This is a genomic window from Emergencia timonensis (genome assembly GCF_900086585.1).
GTDB classification, from domain to species: Bacteria; Bacillota; Clostridia; order Peptostreptococcales; family Anaerovoracaceae; genus Senimuribacter; species Senimuribacter timonensis.
Window position 1 is genome coordinate 1,497,524 of the sequence record NZ_FLKM01000008.1, and the last position, 20,335, is coordinate 1,517,858.

Consider the following 20,335-nt stretch of genomic DNA (forward strand, 5'->3'; position numbering starts at 1 on the left):
TACCTACATTATCTGCGTGACGCAATACATTTAGACGATACATTGATTCTGACTTCAAGAGGGCGATGGAATTGGATGATATACATGAAGGAGATATCATTCAAATGTTTACCTGAGGCTGATTATTTTAAAAAGGTGACATTTGTATGCATGGGTTCGTTTGTATGCGGGACACTTTTGAACATTTTGCTTGTACGTCAACTCAATATTTTCTTTTATCGCTTTAGATTCCCAGCCTCTGGCACTTCTTGACCAGAGTGGAGTGGTCCACCCCCAGCGCCTTTGCAGCTTTTCTCTTGGAGCCGCAGCGTTCCAGGGCGCTTTCTATCATCTGTCGCTCCAGAGACTCTGTGGCGGCTTTAAGCGTGCCATGACGAGAATTTGTCGATTGTACTTTCGCAGCGGGGAGGCCGAGAACTCTGGCAACTACATCGCCGTCAATCACGCCGGTGAAATTTATCACCACCATTCTTTCGATTACATTCTTTAACTCTCTTATATTGCCTGGCCAGGAATATTCCATCATCATAGCCATAGCCAGACGGGTCATGATGAGATTCTTGTTATACCTGGTATTGTACTTCTTTAAAAAGGTTTCCACCAACGGCTCGATATCTGCCTGCCGCTCCTTGAGCGGTTTCAAATCGATGGGTACTACGTTGAGCCTGTAATATAGATCTTCTCGGAAAGTGCCTCGTTCGATCCCGACTTTCAGATTTTTGTTGGTGGAGGCGATCAGCCTGATGTCTAAAGGAATGGGGTCTTTACCGCCGACGCGGGTAACCTCTCGGCTTTGCAGTACGCGCAGCAGTTTTACCTGTAAGTCCATAGGCATATCGCCCACCTCGTCCAGCAAAACGACGCCGCCGCTGGCAATTTCAAAGAGACCTGCTTTGCCGCCTTTGCGCGCCCCAGTGAAAGAACCTTCCTCGTAACCGAAAAGTTCAGATTCCAGCAGGTTCGCAGGGATTGCAGAGCAGTTCAGCTTGATAAATGGCTTTCCATTCCGTTCACTTGCCATGTAGATGGCGTCAGCGATGATTTCCTTGCCAGTGCCGCTCTCCCCAGTGATGAGAACCGTGACGTCCGTTTTGGCGACAGAACGAGCGACGGCAAAGGCCTCCTGCATACAGGCGCTTTCCATGACCACGTCGATGTCGTAAATCTGGCGATCGCGAAGATATGCAAGCTCAGCGGCGCCCTGTGTATTCTCTTTCCGCAGTTCTGCCAAATGATCCTTCAGCTCCTCCAGCCTGGCGACGTCTTTTTCCGTAGCAACTGCGTATTGAATCTCTCCGTTTTCATCAAAGATGGGAATGCCGGTGATGTGGACCTTCGTATTCGTTCGTTTTAGCGTTCCGACCTTTTCGCAGCGTCTGCCGCTCTTTAATACGTCTGGCAGGACGCCGCCGGTGTAGACTTGCTTCGTCTGGTCAGGGTTGAACACATTCATTCCCATAAGCTCTTCTCTTCTCAAATTGCCCAATTTCAGATAGGCATCGTTAACGTAAATGGTGTTTCCTTCCGCATCAGTAACGTAAATGGCATCGATTAAATTGTCACAAATCTTTTTAAAATCTATTTCTTTCATATAGAATGCTCCCTTCTAGTGAGACAGATGGCTGCCTTCTTTCTATCAAAACAGAGACAATGATTGCACCGAAAGGCTTTCGTGTTGTCTCAGTCTGCGTTATGCATCTGTTTCTAATTCCTCCATAAAACCCTCTGTTTCATCAAAACGGTGAAATAATTCAACATTCTTATTATAATGGTGCCATATTTCACCGCAAAAAGCAACCTAAATCATAAAAGGCATCTGCAAGAACGTAGAAAGCCAATCTCTTCAACTTTTCTTTTCCTTGCAATTCAGCCATCCTTCCCACAGTTACCAGGGAGTTATCTGAAAATTTGGCACAGCCCTTGCTTTATACAGAGGTGTCGAAAGACAGACAGAGAAAATGCAGATTATAATATATATGAACAATAATGGAGGGAAATAAAATGGCAAAGAAAAAGACAATTATTACGGCAGCCGTGACAGGCGCATGGCCGAAGAAGGAGAACAATCCAAACGTACCGATGACACCGGCAGAAATTGCAGACGACGTTTACGCATGCTGGCAGGCAGGGGCTGCCGTTGCACATCTTCATATGAGAGACGATGAAGGAAACGGCACCATGGATCACAACAAGTTCCGTGAAACCGTTGAGCTGTTACATAGCAAGTATCCTGACTGCGATATCATTTTAAATCTGACTACATCAGGAGATCTCAATGCCACTGACGAGACGAGAGTGGAACACGTAAAAGAATTGAAACCAGAGATGGCTTCTTTTGACTGCGGTTCCATGAACTGGATGCACAGCGGTCTGTTCATCAACTCTCCAAAATTCTTGACTGACTGCGGACTTCTGTTCCAGGAGACAAACACCAAACCGGAAATCGAGGCTTTTGATCCTGGCATGATCGCTAATGCCGCATATTATCTGAAAAAAGGCGTTCTTAGAGCACCCCTTCACTTTCAGTTCTGCATGGGATGTGCCAACGGAATTCCAGGTTCCACAAAGAATCTTGTATTTATGAAAGAAACTATGGATCAGCTTTGTCCAGGTTCCACGTGGTCCTGCTTTGGTGTAGGACACAGCGCTATGGAGATGCTCTACGCAGCGGTTGCTATGGGCGGAAATGTACGCGTGGGTATGGAAGACAACGTCATGTATTCCAAGGGCGTGCTGGCTGAAAGCAACGCGCAGTTCGTCGAAAGAGCAAAGAGAGTGATCGAAGAGTACGGCAATGAGGTAGCGACGCCTGATGAGGCACGCGAAATCCTCGGTCTCAAATAGTACCTAAAATTGCTCATGGCTGTGTTAGCTTCGGACTGCCCGTATCTTTGATACGGCATGCAGGTCTCATGCAAGAAACGCCCAAATCTTGATTTGGTGAGTTTTACTGCCACGTACTTCAAGTACGTTCCGGGACTCGCATCCTCGCTGCCTTGCCCTGAACAATTTATATGCACTATTTGTAAATCGCGTCTTAAATTACCTATATTCATATAGAAAAGGAGTCGATATAATGATTAACAATATAGCTGTACTGGGCGCAGGTACCATGGGCCACGGCATTGCGGAATTTTTCGCCATGAACGGCTATCCAGTGAACCTGTATGAACCATACGAACCCATGAGACTTTCTTGTCTGGACACAATCAAAGGAGAACTGGAATTCCTCGCGGAGAATGAGCTGATCAAAGCAGAAGAAGTCCAGGAGAGCCTGGACAGAATTACTTTGTTTGCAGACTTGGCGCCTGCTGTCAAAGATGTCGATTATGTCATCGAAGCTACCCGTGAAGATTTGACGTTGAAACAGGATCTCTTCGCTGATTTAGAAAAATATACGAAGCCGGAGACCATTTTGGCGAGCAATACGTCCTCCCTTGCCCTGAACAAGATGATTGAGAAGGTCAGCGACGAGAAGAAGGGCAAATGCATGGTATGCCACTGGTATAACCCGGCACACCTGATGCCTTTGGTAGAACTGTCCTTCTTCGGCAATATGGACGAAGAGACATTCAAGGAAGTAGAAGAACTTTACGATAGAGCCGGAAAACAGACCTGTCGCGTGCTGAAAGACGTACCGGGATTGGTTGCTAATAGAATTCAGCAGGGCGTCGCCCGTGAGGCGTTTTCCCTGATCGAGCAGGGCATTGCATCGCCGAAGGACATCGACAAGGCCCTCAAATTCGGCCCGGCCTTCCGCTACGCGACGACCGGACAGTTGGAAGTAGCAGACATGGGCGGCCTGGACATCTGGTGTACGGTGGGCGACAACCTTCTCGCCGATATGGACAACAGAAAGGAAGCCAATCCTGTTCTCAGAGCCAAAGTTGAAGAGGGCAAACTGGGCATGAAGAATGGAGCAGGATTCTTCGAATATCCAGCAGACAAAGTACAGGAGATTAAAAATGCTTTCAATAAGAAGCTGATTATTCAGCTGAAGGCATCGAAAAATTACATTGAATAACGAAATTAAATATCAACTTGGTGATACTGTGCCTCAGAGAGAAAATTTTCTTCTTGCGCTGCAGCATGTGATTTTCTTTGTGGCCTCGGCGGTGGTAATGCCTGTCGTCGTAGGCTATGCTCTCGGACTCTCTCAGACAGAGGTTGCCGATACGCTGCAGAGGACCTTTTTTCTCTGCGGGGTCGTTTCTATACTGCAGGCAGCCTTAGGGCACAGATATCCCATCATAGACGGCCCTGCCGGGCTTTGGTCGGGGCTTTTGATTCTGATGGCAGGCACGGTGGGTTCCTTGGGGAAAAGTGCTGAAATCCTTCGTACTGACCTGGAAACAGGGATGCTGATCGGCGGGACTGTCATCGTGTTGTTAGTAATACTGGGACTGATGAATAGATTGATGAAACTGTTTACTCCTCTAATTAACGGCGTGTTGATTTTACTCATGGTACTCCAAATCAGTCCCAGTATTGTTAAGGGAATGACTGGCATTACTGCGGATCATACGACAATTGATTGGAAGAGCTGCCTGGTGTTCTTTTTCACCATGTTTCTGATTCTCTTTCTCAATATGTTTGTTGGCGGTTTTATCAAAAGCATCGCCACCTTTATCGGCGTCCTGGCAGGTTGGGTGCTGGCCTATATCATGGGCATTACCACCCGGGCCGACCTGATGGCGGATGGCGTCATCTCTCTGCCAAAAGTGTTTGCATGGGGCAGGCCGACCTTTGACGTCGGAATCGTCGTGACTTGCATTATTGCAGCCTTTGTGCTGCTTTCCATGACCTTTGCCAGCATCAATGGCATGTCTGAGGTTGTGGGAGATGAAGTGGACAGCAAAAGAATGAACAAAACCATCGGTATACACGGCTTTGCAACAGTGCTGTGCGGAATCTTTCCCACAGTGGCTTTTATGCCTTACGTATCGTCTACAGGTATCGTCAAAATGACCGGCGTTGCTGCGAGAAAGCCTTTTTACCTTGCTTCTGTGCTGATGATGGTCATGGGAATGATCGCGCCATTCGGCGCATTCTTCTCTACCATACCAAACGCCGTAGGCTATGCGGCCCTGATTATGATTTACGCTCTGATTATGGGGCAGGGGTTCAACGAATTCCGAAAAGTAGACTTTACGAACAGAGAAAATTTTATTGTAGGAATTTCCATGCTGATTGGAATGGGCGTCATGTTCCTTCCTTCAGAGGCCTTTCGCGGTCTGCCGCAGGTGGCAGGTTATATTCTGTCCAACGGACTGATTGACGGCATGGCTATCGCCTTCTTGCTGGAACACGTGATACTCAAAAAAAGAGCCCTCTAATTTGAGGACTCATGGGCTTTGATGATGTCGAGAACTTCTTTTCCGTCGAGATCGTGGTCGTTTGCATATTCCATGACGGCGCAGATATCGTCGTAGTGGTCGAGGAACTTTTTGAGCGAGCCTTCGTATTTGTCTTCGGGATGTACCACAAAGGCGTCCGGATCGATTTCAATGTCGAGTTCTCTCATGCGATGGATGCTCCAGACGTAAATCAGATCCAGTGCAGGAATGATGTTTTTGCCTGTTTCTGTCAGATGATATTCGACGCGCAGAGGAATCTCGTTATATTGAATCCTTTCAACTAGGCCGTCGGCAACCAGTTCCTTGAGCTGCTGACTGAGAACCTTTTCGCTGATCGGAAATGTCTTCTTGGTTTTGGAAAAACGGATAAATCCGTAGTAGTTGATATGGTTTAAGATGCTCATCTTCCATTTACCTGAAATGCAGGATAGCGCGTACAGATATGGATTCGTGCCCTGATTGGAATCAGTCATTGGTTTGTCTCCTTTCGCGTTGTTTGTATTTATTGTAACACAATTTGGGGAGATGACAAGAGAAAAGTAAGTGGCTTACCAGTCGGTAAGTGTATAACGCGGCTGTTACCCTGTAACTGAAAAGTGCCTAATTGTCAGACAATTTTAAATCTGTTATCATCAAAGTGTAAAGATAAAAAATTAACAAAGATCAATTTTAACCGAATATATAATAAAAATTAGGAGGATTCCAAATGATTAAGAGAACTGTAAGTGATTTAAAGCCGTACGACGCTCCAGGCCATTACAACATGGTTGCCATGAGATATCACGGCAAAGAAGAGACTGGCGCAGAGAAATTCTGGATCGGTAAATCCACCTTCCTGCCAGGCGGCGGTGCAGAGTGGGCATACGATGACAACCCGTTAGAAAAGGTTTACTTCGTTCTGAAAGGCGAAATGACCGTAACTGACAAAGACGGCAAAGAATATGTGATCCACGAAAACGAATCCATCTCCTTCCCGCCGAACGAAGGCAGAGGGCTGGAAAACAGAACGAACGAAGTGGCGGAGATGCTTGTCATCATCAATTACCCAGCGTAAGACTTGCTGATTTTCCGTACTGCTTCGCAAGTTGCTGCTCTCGTGCTCGATTACGTACTTCAAGTACGCGCTCTCGCACTCCTTTGCAATGTGCTGTGCATTACGAAAAATCATCGGCGTCTTAAAATCCGGCGCTTTTGAAAAAAAGTATCACTCAAAATGATTTAAAAATAATAGAGGAGAAATACAAATGGTAAAGTTAGAGAAAAATTTCGTTGATACGATGTTCTCAGTTGAGGGCAAGGTTGCTCTGGTAACAGGTGCCACAGGCGCTCTGGGAAGAGTGCTTGCAAAGGCTTACGGCTATGCAGGCGCAAAAGTCATCCTGACAGGCCGCAGCATGGAAAAGCTCAACGCCCTTGTTGATGAATTCAAGGCAGAAGACATCGACTGCTACGCAGTTGCTGCAGACCCTGCTAACGAAGAAGATGTAAAGAAGCTGATCGCTGAATCCGTAAAGGCTTACGGCGAAATCAATATCCTTGCAATCTGCCACGGATATAACAAGCCTGCGAACATTCTGGATCAGTCCGTTGAAGATTGGCAGTACATCATGGATGCAGACTGCAAATCCGTTTACATCGTCTGCAAATACGTATCACAGCAGATGGTTGACCAGGGTAAGGGCGGCAAGATCGTCGTGGTTACATCCCAGCGTTCCAAGCGCGGCATGGCTGGATACACAGGATACTGCACATCAAAGGGCGGCGCGGACCTGATGGTTTCCTCCATGGCCTGTGACCTGACTGCCAAGTATGGCATCAACGTCAACTCCATCTGCCCGACCGTATTCCGCAGCGAATTGACAGAGTGGATGTTCGACCCAGAATCAGCGGTATATCAGAACTTCATGAAGCGCGAGCCAATCGGACGTCTTGCAGAACCTGATGATTTCGTCGGATTCGCATTATTCCTCTCATCAGAGGCTTCCAAGTTCATGACAGGCGGAAACTACGACTGCTCAGGCGGTTACCTGACTTGCTAATCAATTAGTATCAAAAGATGATGATAAAAAAGGAGAAAAAGAAAATGGGAAAGAAAGTATATGTAGATTTAGCACATCCGTTCAGCGCAGAGATTCCAAGATGGCCGTACTTTGACAAACCGGCAATCGACAATGCGCACACCATGGCAAAGGGCGGCGTTTTGACATCAAAGATCACTTGCACCATGCATACAGGAACACACTGTGACGCGCCGAGACACGTTATGGAATATGAGTTTGACGGCAGAAGAGCTCGTTACACCCACGAAATGCCAGTAGACGCTTACACTGGAGATGCAGTGGTTCTGAAGCTGGACGTTGAACCTTGGACACTGATCACTGGCGAGCATCTGGATGCTGCCTGCAAAGCCTGCGGATTTGACCCTGCTGACTTAGAAGGAAAAGTTCTCTGCCTGAACACCGGAATGCACCGTCTCTTCGATGACTCCAAAGCATATTACCACTATTCCATCGGTACAGGTGTTGACGCCGGAAAATGGTTCGTTGACCACAAAGTAAAATGTGTCGCTATGGACAGCCAGGCCCTTGACCACCCGCTTCACACAGCTATGGGCAACAACGGTATGACCAGAATGAACCTGCTGGGAGCAACTGGCAAACCGATTACAGAAGAATACAAAGAATTATTTGGCGAAGAAGCTTATGCAGAATTCGACAAAGAAGAATACATCAGAATCCACGGCCAGGCTGCTTATGACGAGAAGTTCGGCGATTTAGAAAACATCGGCTGCTGGGGAACCTGGGAACCATGCCACAAAGAAATGCTGGGCCACGGCATCGTCGGCGTTGAAAACCTGGGCGGAGACCTGGACAAAATCCCTGCAGGAAAAGTATTCACATTCTTATGTTTCCCTCTGAGATGGTACATGGGCGACGGTTCCATGGCTCGCTGCGCAGCACAGATTGACGAGGACCTTCTTTTAGATGTACCTGATCGTACATACGCTTACGGCGGAACTGGTTTCGGCGAAGCAGAAGGCAATGGAGACAGCTGTTTGGAATACATGCAGAAACTGTTCAACAGAAACAAATAATCATCGGTACACTGTAAAAGGAGCCAGCCGGCAGGACAGCTGATTTGGTTGTCCTGCTCGCTTTAGCTCCTTTTTCTTTGTGAAAAATTTATTTATTGTAAGTAGGAGAAATAGAAAGGCGGGATCGCGTATGAGTAATACAAAAGGTTCTTTAACTAATTTTGGTAAAGCAGGCTGGGGCACGATATTATATTGCTTATTTATGTTTTTCTTTTACGTCGGTATGATTAACGACGGAACCAATGTGTTAGCCCCTGCAGCAGCAGAAAACATCGGCGTAGAGCCAGGCACCATCATCCAGTGGAACGGCTATGCCGGCATGATTGCGGTCATCGGTTTTATCATCGTAGGACAGATCAACAAAAAGATCGGCGCTCGCGCAACTTCGGCGATTTTTACTATTTTGGCGGGTATTATGTATATTGTGTGCGGTAATGCAACAAGCCTTCCAGTCTACGTCATCGCCATGGTGCTCTGTGCGACTGGCATGATGTCAGCAGGCTATATTGCAGGCGGCACATTGGTTGCAACCTGGTTCCCGAAGAGAAAGGGCATCGTTATGGGTTACACCACCATGGGACACAATTTCGCATCTGCGTTTTATGTCGCCATTCTGACCGGCTTGGTAGCAGTTTTCGGCTCCATCAAAGGCGGCAGCGTACCTATCGGCATTGCAGCAATCATTCTGGGCATCATCGGGGCGATCTTTGTCAGAAACACGCCGCAGGAAAGAGGACTGAACCCCGACAATGTATCTGACGAGGTTTACAAAAAAGAATACTACACGGCATCTGACGATTCTAAAGAAGCAGGCGGTTGGACGACAAAGGCGCTGCTAAAGACCAAAGAACTGTGGTTTGCAGCCATCGTGACAGGCATGTTTCAGATCTGTTCGGTCGGTGTCATGCAGCAGCTGGTGACGAGAAATATCAGAGACTTTGGCATGAGCCAGGCGGGCGCGCTGACGCTGATGACCATCGTAGCGCTGATCGGTGTAGTCGGTTCCTGGCTGATCGGTGCCATCGATCAGAAGATTGGCACGAAGAAGACCATGCAGGGTTTTGGCATTTGGTATGCAATCGCACTGGTAATCAACGTTCTTTCTGGCGGCCACGTAGGCATCCTGTTCTACCTGTCCATCTTCATGATCGGCATGGGTATCGGCGGCTCCGCCAACTTCACGACGTCACTGCCGACTTCCATCTTCGGAAGACAGGGCTTTGACCGCGTGAATTCCGTCATTTTCCCGATTCAGGGCTTCGTCACGGCATGGTGTTTCGTTATAAACGGTATCGTAACAAACGTGATCGGGAATTTGAACTATGCTTATCTGATTTTCGCAGGGGCGGCGATCATCGTATCTATCGCAGTTTCCTTTATCAACGAGTACAAGTACAACAAAGACCACCAGGTGGAAGCGGTATACGAAGAACTTGAAGCAGATGCGGAAGCGACTTTTGAGAAACCAAAAAGAGCGTAGAAAAGGGTGAGACCTCTGAAAAGGAGCTGTCACACTAATGAAAGAACGGCGTAAAGCATTATTTTCTAAGTGCTTTACGCCGTTTGTAATTAAATTCAGGGGGTCAATTTTACCGATTTTAATAGAATCGCAGGTGTGTCGTAATTTCTTTCAATTAAAGTTGTATTGGTGCTGTTTATCTCATAAATTTCTTCAGCAGCACCGGGGTAATGATAGTGGTCACAATGACGACAAGTACCACAGGCGAAAATAATTGTCCACTGAGCAAGCCCATGTGATAACCTTTTTGCGCGACAATTAGAGCGACTTCACCTCTGGAGATCATCCCGATTCCCACGTTCAGCGATTCTCGTCTGCTATATCGGCAAATCCAGGCACCGAGCCCGCAGCCCAGCACTTTTGTTAAGACGGCGATTACCAGAATGAAAAAAGAAAAGATCAACATGGACTTTGTCATTCCGTTAAGCTCTGTTTTAATACCGATGCTGGCAAAGAAAATCGGTGAGAAAAACAGATAGCTGGGCACGGTCATTTTACGGGCGATATCAGACTTGACCTCAAAGGTGGAAATAATCAATCCTAAAAGATAGGCGCCTGTGATATCAGCGATTCCAAAGTATCGTTCTGACATAAAAGAGATGATTAACACCAGCGCCATGACGTAGATGGATAATCTGCGCCGATCCTTAAATTCCTCCACCGTGGGTTTTGAGGCAGTGATGACCACTGCCAGGACGCCCATTAAAATGATATAGAGTCCTATTTTGATCAGGATGCTGATAATGCTGATAGACGGGTCTTTCAGACTGCTGACGACAGTCAAAATGATGATGCCGATAATGTCGTCGAGAACAGCGGCTCCCAGAATAGCGCTGCCGACCCGGCCGTTGAGCCGTCCCATTTCACGCAGGGCTTCGACCGTGATGCTGACCGATGTAGCCGTTAAAATGACGCCCATAAATACTGCTCGCAGGACCTCATTAAAATCAGATGAATCCACGTGGAAATAAAAGTAATAGCATGCTGCGCCGCCAATTAAAGGCAGGAGGACGCCCATAGAAGCGATGACTACCAGAGAGACTTTATTTTTCTTGATTTCCGAGATGTTGGTATCAAGTCCCGCAATGAACATCAAAAGAATTACGCCGATTTCGGCGGTCTTTGCAAGAAAATCAGTTTCTTCAACCCAGCCCAATACCGATGGCCCCAGAATTACACCGGCGATGAGAGCGCCCACCACTTGGGGCATGTTCACTCTTTCAGACAGGCCGCCTAGAAGCCTTGTCGACAGAATGATGACAGCGATCATTAGTAGATAGTAGTAACTAGTCATTTTAAATACCTCAAACTTCTTTAAATAAATATCACAGAATATTTATAATTCTCTACAAAGAAGTATTCTACCACTAATAAAATGATTTGTACATCTCATAAGTTACAAAAAAACTTGGAAATATTTAAGAAAATCCCAATATATTTCTGAAAATTCTTTGACAATGGAATAATTATGTAGTAAAATATATATGAAAATAATCTGAGAATCTCGGAATTAGTTTCTAAGATTATAGTTAATACTATGCGCCAGAAATATAAGCAAAGAAAAAACACATTGGGTAATACCCAATGTGTTTTTTGTAGAAAAAGAAATACTACCAGGAGAGATAAAATGAAAAAATCAGTTTTGATTACAGGCGGTTCCAGAGGAATCGGCGCCGCCGCCGTCAGAAAGTTTATTGAACAGGGATATGAGACTGCCTTCTTTTATCGGGAGAGTGACGAAGCCGCCAAGGCTCTGCAGGAGGAGACAGGCGCGGCAGCAATTCGGTGTGACGTAGGGGACCGCTGGCAGATTGGGGAAGGCGTCAAAGCCGCTAAGACTTGTTTAGGAATTACGGCTTTCGATACTCTAGTATGCAATGCAGGTCTCAGCGTATCGGGACTGTTTACAGATCTAAGCGACGAAGATTGGAGCCGCCTGCTAAATGTCAACTTGAATGGAATTGTTAATGTGACAAGAGAGATTCTGCCAGCCATGGTTAGTGAGCGGAAAGGTCAGATTGTCATGGTTTCTTCTATGTGGGGGCAGACCGGCGCATCTTGTGAAGCTGCGTACGCAGCAACGAAGGCTGCTGTCATCGGTCTTGCCAAGAGCCTTGCAAAAGAAGTAGGTCCCTCCGGTATCCGGGTCAACACGGTATCGCCGGGTGTAATTGACACTGATATGAACCGCTGCTACAGTGCAGAAACCATGGGGCAGCTGGCAGAAGAGGTTCCTTTGGGACGGATCGGCAGTGCGGAGGAAGTGGCCAAAGCCATTTATTTCCTGGCATCAGAAGAAGCCTCTTATATTACGGGACAAGTGCTGGGAGTGAATGGAGGCTTTTATATCTAAAAAAACTGTGGTATACTAGCAGAATAGAGATCAATAAGGGAGGGATTATGGATAACGTATTGAATATTTTACAAGGTATTCTCGAGGCAATCGGAGATTTTTTCAAAGGCCTGCTGGGCGGTATTACGGACATATTCAGCGCCACCGACAGCACGGAACTGATATATACTGCCATCGCCAGATGGGTGTTTATCTTCCTTGCCGTTTTTGTGTTGCTCAAATCAATTTTGTCCTTACTGCGTTCGAAAAATCCTTCGGAAGTGTGGGCATATCTGCATTTGAGTACAGGGGAAAACCTGCCGATCACCCATTGGGAAAATGTGATTGGCAGATCGAAGAGTTGTGACATCAACATTGATGATCCGAGGGTTTCAAGAAATCACGGCACCTTGTCCAGAGATAACAAAGGGGTCTGGACCTATCGTGACCTGGGCTCCACCAATGGAGCATATATCAACGGCGATAAGGTTGTGCCCGATGAACCGGTGGAAATTGAGCCGGGCGACAACATCGACATCGGCGTGACCGGATGCACGCTGTTCCCAATCAGCCTGGAGGAACGCAGAAATAACATCGAAATGAGAAAGATGGACACCATTCTGCTGTCACCGTGGCTTTCGTTAATTGCACTTACCATCTTTCAGTTTATGACCTGGCTGCAGCTGAAATTTGCCCTGAAGGATGACTTCGTACCGTCTATTACCATGGCTTTTATCGGCATCAGCGCTCTGATGTGGGGTTATGTGATTTTGCTGCGCTCCATGAGGAGAAAAGGTTTTGAGATGGAAACCATCGCTTTCTTTCTGTCTACCTTGAGTTTGGCTGTGACGGCAAGTAAATACCCAGAGGCTGTATTCAAGCAATTCATCGCCATCGCTGTGGGAGTTGTTTTGTTCTTCTTTATGTGCGCATATTTGAGGAACTTGAATCGGGCAAAGGCGATTCAGAAGCTGATGTATATTGCAGCGGCGGTATTGTTATTGTTTAATCTGATCTTTGCTACGTCAAAATTTGGCGCAAACAATTGGGTCGAGTTCGGGGGAATCTCCTTTCAGCCGTCTGAAATCGTCAAGCTGGCCTATATCTGGGTTGGTGCGGCAACTTTAGATCAGCTTTTTGAAAAGAAAAATTCTCTCATATTTATGATATTTTCTGGCTTCTGTTTCTGCTGTCTGGCGTTAATGGGAGACTTTGGAACGGCGCTGATCTTCTTCGTCACATTCCTGGTCATTTCTTTCCTCAGAAGCGGAGATTTTACAAAACTGATTTTAATCGTGGGCGTCGCCTTTGTCGGCGGCTTGATGGTACTTAAATTTAAATCCTATATCGCAGAACGTTTTGCATCCTGGGGTCACGCCTGGGATTACGCTGATGTCGGCAGTGGATTTCAGCAGACGAGAACCATGTCTGCAGCGGCCAGCGGAGGCCTGGTTGGCGTCGGCGCAGGGAAAGGCTGGCTCTCAGATCCCAGCATCCCGGCCTCAGATACCGACTTGGTATTCGGAATGCTGACAGAAGAATGGGGATTGATCATAGCGATATTGGCAGTGCTGTCTATTATTACTTTATCAATTTTTGCCGTCAGATCCATATGGGCGGGCAGGTCTACTTATTACACCATAGCAGCGTGTTCCGCCATGTCGATGCTGCTATTTCAGACGATCCTTAATGTTTTTGGCTCTGTAGATCTTCTTCCGTTAACTGGCGTAACCTTTCCATTTGTCTCCAACGGCGGAACCAGTATGATGGCATCGTGGGGACTGCTGGCATTCCTAAAATCGGCTGATACCAGGCAGAACGCCAGTATTGCCATCAGCCTGTCAGAGAAAGGACTTGCGGTGGAAGGAGATGATGATATATGAAAAAACTAGAAAAAAGAGCCATTATCTGTCTGGCCTTAGCTGCAGTGCTATTCTTGGGAATCGGGGTTTTTACCTATCGTTTTGTCGTATATGGTTCAGACTGGGCTACTTTCTATGCCAACCAGCACATCTACACGGAAGGAAGGCTGGCCGTGGGCAGTATCTACGATATTAACGGCAAACTGTTGACGGAAAACAAAGACGGCAAGATCAAATACAATGACGATGAACTCATCAGAAGAGCCACTGTTCACGCTGTCGGTGATATGAACGGAAACATCGCAACCGCGGCGAGAAGCGCTTTTAAAAGCCGTATTGTAGGTTATAACGTGTTGACAGGAACCTACAGCATTACCGGAAACGGAAATGATCTGACACTGTCTATCGATGCAGACGTCAGCAAAGCCGCCTATCAGGCTTTGAACGGACGCAGCGGCACTGTTGGCGTATATAACTACAAAACCGGCGAGATTATCTGTATGGTCAGCTCTCCTGGTCTGGATCCTGAAAATCCGCCTCAAGAGGAGACCTCCGGCATGTATATCAATAAATTTCTTTCCTCTAAGTTGATTCCAGGCTCCATCTTCAAGCTGGTCACATCTGCGGCAGCGATTGAAAACCTGGATAATCTGGATTCGTGGAGTTACTACTGCACAGGTGTCAGCTATATCAATGGGGAAAAGATTACTTGTACGGCAGCCCACGGCACAGTCAACTTTGAAAGCGCGCTGGCGCAGTCCTGTAACTGCGGATTCGGAGATTTGACCAGAAAAGTCGGCGCCACTTTGATGGGCGAATATGTCAACAAACTGGGGCTGCGTACCTCTTATGATATCGACGGCGTAGAAAATGCGAAGGGCTCTTTTACCTTCCCGACTGATGCGCCGCTGAATCTGGCTTGGGCAGGCATCGGCCAGTATGACGATGAGTTGAATCCGTGTTCCATGATGGTATACATGGGAGCGATTGCAAATGGAGGCAAGTCGGTGGTGCCAAAGATGATTCACTCTGCCCTTTCCAGCGCTGACGAGACAGATCGAATGATTGAAGAGTCAACAGCGGATAAGCTGACTTCAATGATGAAAAATAACGTGGTATCCAACTACGGCGAATCTAATTTCCCCGGTCTGGACATCTACGCAAAGTCCGGTACAGCGGAAGTTTACGGTAAAGAACCGAACGCCTGGTTTACCGGATTCATCAAAAATGAGGATGCGCCATACGCGTTCATCGTGTGTATTGAAAACGGCGGTTACGGAAGTTCCGTGGCAGGACCTGTGGCTAACAGTGTGCTGCAGGCTATCGTCAATAAGTAAATAGGAAAGAGAATCCCGGTCAGCTTTAGGCGGCCGGGATTTTTGATTGCGGGCAATTCTTAATAATTCTTAATTTGGTATCTGATGTATTGATTTACTATAAAAATCGGATTATGATGATGATAAATAAAATGCAGGAGGATATTTATGAAAGAACGCAAAGGTAAACGTACCGCTATCGTATTGGCTGTCGTAGTTACTGCAGCAGTCATTGTTTCTGCATTTGTTCATGCGGGGGAGGACGACTTCTTGACGGATCCGGCGAGACTGACTGCCAGCTGGCAAGTGGAAGAAGTCTGGCAGAACGGCAAGCGGGTGAACAGGTCTCTGATTTTGATCGACATCGACAAAAATGGCGGATTTCGTCTCGACAACGATGATCGAGGGGATGAGCAGAGGGGGAAACTCAAGGAAGTGGACGGACAGCTCCGTTTTTTCGGCGATGATGGATGGATTTATGACATTCACGGCAGGCAGCGGCAGTTGGTCGTAACTGCCCGGAAGGGGGGAAAAGAGGAAACGTGGATTTGTCAGCGGTATAGCTATTGCCGCGATGCGTTGCGGACAGAAGAAGAGCAGCAGGAAGTCTTCTTTCAAATCTGCAAAAGAGCTCTAAACATCGAAGATGATACCGAGAGAAATCTTTATTTTTTAATTATGAACATGATGGATAGTGGATGTCCTGAAGGAAAAGCGATAACTGCAGCCAAAGAATTTTGTATCAGAGGCAGGGCCTTTGTCTGGTATGCAGAGGAACATGGCATTGTCGTTACAGATGAAGCAGTGCAAGAATACAAGCGTGAGTTTGCCAAAATTATGAAGGAAACTCCACAGGCCTTTGAAGGCTATGATGTAGGTTTGAAGAAGGTAGGAATGACCTATGAGGATTATGTACAGGTAGAGGCAGAAGCCCATCGCTGGGATGTGTATGAGAGCGCCGTCTATCGTAAATACTTGGCGGAGCAGGAGGATCTCGGGGAAGATGTGGTCAGAAGATTCCATCATACTAAGGCATACCAGAAGTTGAAGGTGGAGATGAACGATGCAATAGACAACATCAAGAAAATTCTTAATAATTCTTAATTCGACCGCTGATATATTGACTTTAACATAGTATAGAGCGTAATATACTAAGTAGAAAAGGCAGGAGGGTGATGAAGATGGCAGATAAGAAAAAACAAGGATTGATTTTATTGGCTGTGCTCGTCGCAGTAGCAGTCATCGTCTCCGCATTCATACATGCAGGCGAGGACGATCAGATCACCGACCCGGGCCGTCTTGCGGGAGTGTGGCAGCCGAAGGAAATTTGGCAAGGCGGAAAGCTGATCAGCGAAGAAGGAAATACCGCGAGCCTCGCCATCGACAAAGAAGGCGGATATCGCTTTTGGAACGGATATGGACAGGATCAGACAGGCAGGTTGCAGGAGAAGAATGGAGAGCTGCGCTTTGACGGAAAAAACGGCGGCAGCTACGTTTTACATGGAGAGAAGAAGCAGCTGATTGTAACTGCCAAAGTGGGAGACGAAGAGGAAACTTGGATTTGTGAGTGGACAAATTATTACGGCGATACCCAGCTCACAGATGAAGAGCGGCTTACAGCCCTTTATACTATTCAGAAGAAAGGCATGGATATGAAGGATCAGACATGCGGTTGGTTTTATACCGCCATCGCAGGCAACTTGTTCACTGGGATGCCGGAGGGAGAGGCCGTTACGCAGGCGAAAGACAAGTTTATCGAGGATGCTGCTTTTACCTGGTACGCAAAGGAACACGATCTTGTCGTCACAGACAAAGAGCTGGACAAGTATATGGACGATCTCATCTCCGAGGCAAAAGGTGCAGATAATTTCCAGGTGTATGAAAAGGCACTTCAAAATGCGGGTCTGACCTACGAGAATTCCATCAGAGGAAATGCAGACATTTATCGTGAACGCTGCATTGTGAACAAGCTTTATGAGGAGCATTTCAATGATTGGGATGCCTTTGCAAAGGACGTGGTCAATCGGTTTAAGCATACGAATGCGTATAGGAGTCTGAAAGTGGAAATGAACGATGCAGTGGAACAGGCAAAAGAAGAGATTTAAGTAAGCAGACATTGCTCTGGACGATTGGAACCCTGGACTGCCGGGGTTCTTTTTGTTGTGAATTTTCCGGGTTTCGCATATACTATAGACATAGAGACAAGTGTAATTTGTATTATGTGGACAAGCACCTGCAGGTCAGGGAGCTGAAGGCCGTATCGCGCTTTGACCAAATGAAGGAAAAGAGCGATAAGCAAATATTGCTATTCGCTGGAACGGGATGCATCCTGTTCCATTTTTTTCTAGCATTTGAAAGCATCTGCGACTTGTGTTAAAATTTGTTTAAGAATTTCGTAAGAAATAGCATCACCGCTTTGTAATATTTAAGGATTAATATAAACTTGTAAACGAAAGGAGAAAGGTTTTATGAACATATTGGTTTGCGATGACGATAAAGAAATTGCTGGCGCCATAGAGATCTATTTGAGAAATGAGGGGTATACGGTCTTTAAGGCTTTTGATGGAGTGGAGGCACTCTCCATCGCCAGGGGGCAGCAGGTTCACTTAATCATTATGGACGTCATGATGCCGAAGATGGACGGCGTGCAGGCGACAATGAAAATCAGAGAAGAGAAAAACATACCAATTATCATGCTTTCAGCAAAGTCAGAGGATTACGACAAGATCACCGGTCTTAACGTAGGCGCCGACGACTATATTACAAAACCTTTCAATCCATTGGAGCTGATTGCCAGAGTCAAATCCCAATTGCGGAGGTACGTAGACCTGGGCAGCATGGAGAAAAAAAGTGGGGTTTACAAAACAGGGGGACTTACGATCGACGACGGAGAGAAGACTGTGACCATTGATGGAGAATACGTTACAGTAACGCCGACTGAATTCGGTATTCTAAAACTTCTGACGGAGAATGCAGGGAAAGTTTTCTCTATGGAACAGATTTACGAAAATGTGTGGAACGAGCCGGCATACAATCCAGAAAACACCGTAGCTGTCCATATCCGAAGAATTAGAGAAAAAATTGAAATTAATCCTAAAAATCCAAAATATTTGAAGGTGGTGTGGGGAATTGGATACAAAATTGAAAAAATATAAAGGCACGGTCTGCTTTGCCAGCAGCGCCATATGTGTAGTTGCCGTAACAGTATCTATCATCGTGGGGTGCATGTTGGCATTGGCTTACAATCTAAACTACGCATGGGAAACGGAAATTGACGCAATCAGTGAAAATATCTCTATCCTATGGATGGTAGAAGTGGCCGCAGTGCTATCGGCAATCATCATGCTGATTCTGGCTATGTGGAAAGTGGGCGCCAGAGACGAAGAGGGGAACATCAGTCTCAATTGGTTCGACCGTTTGTTTACTGACTTACAGGTCGTAGGGGGCGGTTTCGCTGTGTTCTTCACTGGTATGCTCTGTATGCTTCATGTGGATGTTTTGTCCAGAAGCGGCTGGTATGAGGGGCTGTTAAGTTATCTGACAAAGAGTCAGCTGAAAGAATACAACGATTGGTACAAAGTCTATGATTCGGAGTTTGAACCGAAGTGGCTGGAAACCTTCTTTGCCATCTTGGCTACGGTAGTTCTGATATCCATCACATTGATTGTGATTCTGTCTTTGGTGAAAAAGATTAAAGCAGGCGCTTTTTGGAGGCATACGATTATCGGCAAGGTTTGCTGTTACATCTACGATGCCGCAAAAGAGAGCGAAGGCATCTTTTGGAAGGTGATGGCTGTTCTGATCGGATGTTGTCTGTTGTCGGCCACCTGGTTCGGCATCATACCGGTATTGATTCTGATCTTCATTTTCGTGCCAAAATATGTACGCAAATACCAGTCTATCAAGAGAGGTGTAAACGAAGTAAAACGGGGAAACCTGGACTATAAAATTCCGGTAACAGACAATGGAGAACTGGATCGTCTGGCCATGAGCATCAACGAAATATCTGAGGCGACCAGCCTGGCTGTCCAGAATGAACTGAAGAATCAGAGGATGAAAACGGATCTGATTTCTAACGTCTCTCACGATTTGAAGACGCCTCTGACCTCCATGGTATCCTATGTGGATCTCTTAAAGACAGAGGGTTTGAGCAGTGAAAATGCGCCGGAGTATCTGAACATCATAGAGGAGAAGACGAAGAGACTGCAGAAGCTGACAGAGGATTTATTCGAAGCTGCAAAGGCTTCCAGCGGGGCAATTCCGGTGGACATCAGCAGAATCGAAATGACCTCCATCGTCAACCAGGCTTTAGGGGAACTGGAAGAACGATTGGCGGCAAACGATTTAGATGTGATCTTTACCAACAAAGCGGATACCGTCTTTGTTATGGCTGATGGTCAGCTTTTGTGGAGAGTGATAGAAAACTTGCTGGTTAACGTAAGCAAATATGCCCTGCCTGGCAGCAGAGTCTACATGGACATCGTGGAAAAAGCGGGCATGATTGTCCTGGAAGTGAAAAATATGTCCAAAGAGCAGCTGAATATCAGCGCCGAGGAACTGATGGAACGTTTTAAGCGCGGCGACGAATCTCGAAACACAGAGGGCAGCGGCCTGGGCTTATCTATTGCCAAGGATCTGACAAAGCTGATGTGCGGCTGGTTTGACATCACGATCGATGGTGATTTGTTTAAGGCCAGCGTCGCACTGAACAAAGCAGAGGCGCCAGAGCCAGAAATGACAGTATAACAAATGATGCAGGGGCATGAGAATTCATGTCCCTCTTTTTTAATGTAGGAAATAGGAATCTTTGATTCCGTCATTTCTGCGTTTTTTAGGAGCACTCCCGCAGATTGCA

17 protein-coding genes are annotated in these 20,335 nt (G+C 46.6%); 14 read left to right on the forward strand and 3 right to left on the reverse strand.

Features of this window, described 5'->3' with window-relative positions:
• Positions 1 to 223: 223 nt before the first annotated feature.
• Complete coding sequence (locus tag BN6539_RS08165; protein WP_067536331.1) at positions 224 to 1,591, reverse strand: sigma-54 interaction domain-containing protein; 1,368 nt, start codon at positions 1,589 to 1,591, stop codon at positions 224 to 226.
• Between the two features lie 410 nt (positions 1,592 to 2,001).
• Here BN6539_RS08165 and BN6539_RS08170 point away from each other — a divergent pair, with 410 nt between their 5' ends.
• The 3 genes from BN6539_RS08170 (at position 2,002) to BN6539_RS08180 (ending at position 5,336) form a co-directional block, all read left to right on the forward strand.
• Positions 2,002 to 2,844 (forward strand): BKACE family enzyme, encoded by an 843-nt coding sequence (locus tag BN6539_RS08170; RefSeq protein ID WP_067536334.1) that lies wholly within the window; start codon positions 2,002 to 2,004, stop codon positions 2,842 to 2,844.
• A gap of 232 nt (positions 2,845 to 3,076) precedes the next feature.
• Complete coding sequence (locus BN6539_RS08175) at positions 3,077 to 4,024, forward strand: 3-hydroxyacyl-CoA dehydrogenase family protein (protein WP_067536337.1); 948 nt, start codon at positions 3,077 to 3,079, stop codon at positions 4,022 to 4,024.
• Positions 4,017 to 5,336 carry a uracil-xanthine permease family protein gene (locus tag BN6539_RS08180; RefSeq protein WP_067536340.1) on the forward strand — a complete coding sequence of 440 codons (1,320 nt, stop codon included), beginning with the start codon at positions 4,017 to 4,019 and terminating at the stop codon, positions 5,334 to 5,336. Before BN6539_RS08175 ends, BN6539_RS08180 begins: the two co-directional genes overlap by 8 nt.
• Here BN6539_RS08180 and BN6539_RS08185 read toward each other — a convergent pair.
• Positions 5,333 to 5,830, reverse strand: coding sequence for a winged helix-turn-helix transcriptional regulator (locus BN6539_RS08185; protein ID WP_067536343.1), 498 nt, complete (start codon positions 5,828 to 5,830; stop codon positions 5,333 to 5,335). The two genes, BN6539_RS08180 and BN6539_RS08185, sit on opposite strands and share 4 nt — an antisense overlap.
• Positions 5,831 to 6,063: 233 nt before the next feature.
• Here BN6539_RS08185 and BN6539_RS08190 point away from each other — a divergent pair, with 233 nt between their 5' ends.
• The 4 genes from BN6539_RS08190 (at position 6,064) to BN6539_RS08205 (ending at position 9,931) form a co-directional block, all read left to right on the forward strand.
• Complete coding sequence (locus BN6539_RS08190) at positions 6,064 to 6,411, forward strand: cupin domain-containing protein (RefSeq protein ID WP_067536346.1); 348 nt, start codon at positions 6,064 to 6,066, stop codon at positions 6,409 to 6,411.
• A gap of 190 nt (positions 6,412 to 6,601) precedes the next feature.
• Positions 6,602 to 7,396, forward strand: coding sequence for an SDR family NAD(P)-dependent oxidoreductase (locus tag BN6539_RS08195; protein ID WP_067536349.1), 795 nt, complete (start codon positions 6,602 to 6,604; stop codon positions 7,394 to 7,396).
• Between the two features lie 44 nt (positions 7,397 to 7,440).
• The gene (locus BN6539_RS08200; RefSeq protein ID WP_067536353.1) at positions 7,441 to 8,451 is read left to right on the forward strand and encodes a cyclase family protein; all 1,011 of its coding nucleotides are present in this window, start codon (positions 7,441 to 7,443) and stop codon (positions 8,449 to 8,451) included.
• 130 nt (positions 8,452 to 8,581) lie between these two features.
• Positions 8,582 to 9,931 carry an MFS transporter gene (locus BN6539_RS08205; RefSeq protein WP_067536356.1) on the forward strand — a complete coding sequence of 450 codons (1,350 nt, stop codon included), beginning with the start codon at positions 8,582 to 8,584 and terminating at the stop codon, positions 9,929 to 9,931.
• Between the two features lie 175 nt (positions 9,932 to 10,106).
• Here the strand turns inward: BN6539_RS08205 and BN6539_RS08210 are convergent, their stop codons facing one another.
• Entirely contained in the window at positions 10,107 to 11,264 is a 1,158-nt protein-coding gene (locus BN6539_RS08210) for a cation:proton antiporter (protein WP_067536360.1), read from the reverse strand.
• A gap of 333 nt (positions 11,265 to 11,597) precedes the next feature.
• Here BN6539_RS08210 and ymfI point away from each other — a divergent pair, with 333 nt between their 5' ends.
• From ymfI to BN6539_RS08245, 7 genes are all read left to right on the forward strand, one after another.
• Positions 11,598 to 12,323, forward strand: a complete 726-nt coding sequence (gene ymfI / locus BN6539_RS08215; RefSeq protein WP_067536363.1) for an elongation factor P 5-aminopentanone reductase — start codon at positions 11,598 to 11,600, stop codon at positions 12,321 to 12,323.
• Positions 12,324 to 12,370: 47 nt separating this feature from the next.
• Positions 12,371 to 14,185, forward strand: a complete 1,815-nt coding sequence (locus BN6539_RS08220; RefSeq protein ID WP_227142608.1) for an FtsW/RodA/SpoVE family cell cycle protein — start codon at positions 12,371 to 12,373, stop codon at positions 14,183 to 14,185.
• Complete coding sequence (locus BN6539_RS08225) at positions 14,182 to 15,501, forward strand: penicillin-binding transpeptidase domain-containing protein (RefSeq protein ID WP_067536367.1); 1,320 nt, start codon at positions 14,182 to 14,184, stop codon at positions 15,499 to 15,501. The genes BN6539_RS08220 and BN6539_RS08225 overlap by 4 nt, the downstream gene beginning before the upstream one ends.
• Before the next feature lie 147 nt (positions 15,502 to 15,648).
• Positions 15,649 to 16,584 carry a hypothetical protein gene (locus BN6539_RS08230; protein ID WP_067536370.1) on the forward strand — a complete coding sequence of 312 codons (936 nt, stop codon included), beginning with the start codon at positions 15,649 to 15,651 and terminating at the stop codon, positions 16,582 to 16,584.
• A gap of 77 nt (positions 16,585 to 16,661) precedes the next feature.
• Positions 16,662 to 17,585, forward strand: a complete 924-nt coding sequence (locus BN6539_RS08235; protein WP_067536373.1) for a SurA N-terminal domain-containing protein — start codon at positions 16,662 to 16,664, stop codon at positions 17,583 to 17,585.
• Positions 17,586 to 17,948: 363 nt separating this feature from the next.
• Positions 17,949 to 18,635, forward strand: coding sequence for a response regulator transcription factor (locus BN6539_RS08240; protein ID WP_067536376.1), 687 nt, complete (start codon positions 17,949 to 17,951; stop codon positions 18,633 to 18,635).
• Entirely contained in the window at positions 18,610 to 20,226 is a 1,617-nt protein-coding gene (locus BN6539_RS08245) for a HAMP domain-containing sensor histidine kinase (RefSeq protein ID WP_067536379.1), read from the forward strand. The genes BN6539_RS08240 and BN6539_RS08245 overlap by 26 nt, the downstream gene beginning before the upstream one ends.
• Positions 20,227 to 20,335: the final 109 nt, after the last annotated feature.